The following is a 2,154-nucleotide window of genomic DNA, read 5'->3' as shown; positions in this document are numbered from 1 at the left end:
ATGCGCACCTATCTCGAGAAACGCCGCCCCGGGGTTGGGAACCTCTTCTGCCGGATGGAAATCCTGCCGAACCTCTTTGGCGAGTGGAGCCTTCATCAGGAGTGGGGTCTCGTCGGCTTGAGGTGCCAGACCCGCATGGACTGGTTCGCTGACCGGGAGCAGGCGATCACCGCGCTCACCACCCTCGAGGTGGCAAAGCGCCAGCGCGGCTACTGGGTTGAACCCCAGCAGATGGCCATGTTCGCCTGACGCTCCGCCCGATGTCTCGGACACAACGGGCGAGCGGATGTCGAAAATGCGCGATCTCTGCTCCGCTCAAGCCGCCCCACGCCGGACCGTCCTGAGCGCGACCACGCCGGTCGTGACGAGCATACACGCTGCGACGGCCGCGAGAGCCATATTCAGCGGCAGCAGCGTCAGAAGCGCGCTGGTCACAATGACACCGCCCGCATTCGCCGTGCGCAAGAGGGCAAAAAGCTCGGCGCGGCGGTGCGGCGGCGCGAGCGCATCGAGCACCAAGGCGTAATGCGTGCCCAGAGGGGCGAGCATCAGGCCAGCAAGAACTGCCCCCAGGATTGTCGGCACCAGGGCGCCCGAAAGGGCTGTCATTCCGATGCCGAGAGAAAACAGCGCCAGCTGCACAACGACAGCGCGGGGCGAAGAAGCCCGATTGCGGATGCTGATCCAGATGCCGCCCAGCACCGAGGCCACGCAGAGTGGCACAGTGAACAGGATGGCCATCGTCGGATCAAAGCCGAACTGCAGAGCGAGCGCGACCGCGCCGATCTCGATGGCGGCGATGGTCGCGCCGCCGGCGGCCGCGCAGGTGAGCCAGAGGAGGATTTCCGGGGTGACCAGGCGGCCGGTCGTATGGGTCTCAGGTGCAGCGGGCATGCTCGCATCGCCCGAGATAACGAGCACGGGCAGGCCGCCCAGAACCGCCATCGCGGCAACTGCCAGGGCCGGCGAGACGGCCCCGAGACCGGAGGCCAGGACCGGGCCCAATACGAAGGTGACTTCATTCAGCGTCGCCGCAATCCCCAACGCTCGCGGCATCCGGGATGCCGATGTCAGTGTATTGAGCAGGGCGCGCAGATAGCCATAGGTCGCGCCATTGACCAGGCCAGCCAGGGCGGCAAGCGTGACGAGGGCGGCAAAGGGAACCCCGGCATAGAGGCCGAGGACGATCCCGGCCAGGGCTGCGCTGCGCAAAAGCACCAGCATGCGCAGGAAGGATGCGATGGGCTTGCCACGGCCCATCCGGGTGATAGGGATCGCCCCGGCGACCTGCGCCAGCGTCATGGCGAGCACCATTGCGGCACCAAGACGCGCGTCCCCCAGGATGGACAAGGCCACGAGGGAGAATGCGACGGGCGCAGTAGCCTGGGGCACCGTGAGCGCGGCGGAGGCCGTGAACCAGCGCAGCATCGGCGCCGAGTGCAGAGCCTGTGTCGGCTGTGCCCTGGCATCTGTGGAGAGGTTGGTGTCGGTCATTGTGATCTCGGGCCGGCAATAGGGCCGAAAAGCCCCCTCGAAGGTTCAGCAATGCCGGGTGCGAAGGTGGCAGCGGATTGTACAACGGGGGCCGACACTCGCATCCCGCGGCGCCGCTGGCACATGGCATCGCTAGCCGACAGATTGGCCGCGTCACGATGGGATTTCAGGTTTAGTTCGAGTGGCACTTCCAGCCCTCCTGCAAGGGCCGGGCCGTTCCCGGGCATTCATTCCCACAGCGGGTGAGGACGTTACCTCATGCGCGGCACCCTATCGGTCGCAGGATATCTGTCAACCGGCGGCGTCCCGGTGCCCCAATCGCGCGAGAGCGCCAGGCGGTGGAATGACGGAAAGTCTCTCGTCCTAGGCGCAGGCATCGGGCAGCCAGGCTCGGGCTAGTGCCCGAGGGTGAGCGCGGCGCGGTCGCAAGAGGTTCTCGGGCGACGGGTGCAAGGATCGCCCTGAGATCATCTGCCGAGCCGCGCTCTTTGCCATGTTGCGCGGGTTTCGGGGATGTGTCGATGCCGACGATGGGGTGTCGTGCCAACACCTTCCGAGGGGCGTCGAGTAGCCTGCGCAGGCCAGTCCGGATGGTGGAACTCAGACCTGTGCAGTCAGGGATCGGCAGCTTCAAGCGAGGGAGAGTTCCGCCGCCATTTG

2 protein-coding genes are annotated in these 2,154 nt (G+C 66.3%); one reads left to right on the top strand and one right to left on the bottom strand.

Translation table 11 applies throughout. The annotated features are described in order from the left end of the window. Positions 1 to 249, top strand: a 249-nt coding sequence (locus CLG85_RS26955) for a WGR domain-containing protein (RefSeq protein WP_260350370.1), incomplete at its 5' end; no start/stop codon positions are given. Between the two features lie 66 nt (positions 250 to 315). Here the strand turns inward: CLG85_RS26955 and CLG85_RS26950 are convergent. Further along, entirely contained in the window at positions 316 to 1,494 is a 1,179-nt protein-coding gene (locus CLG85_RS26950) for an MFS transporter (RefSeq protein WP_260350368.1), read from the bottom strand. Positions 1,495 to 2,154: the final 660 nt, after the last annotated feature.

Origin of the sequence: Alloyangia mangrovi, assembly GCF_002300555.2 — a bacterium.
In the GTDB taxonomy this organism is placed as follows: domain Bacteria; phylum Pseudomonadota; class Alphaproteobacteria; order Rhodobacterales; family Rhodobacteraceae; genus Salipiger; species Salipiger mangrovi.
The sequence above is the reverse complement of the archived record's forward strand: the minus strand, read 5'-3'. Positions and strand labels throughout refer to the sequence as shown.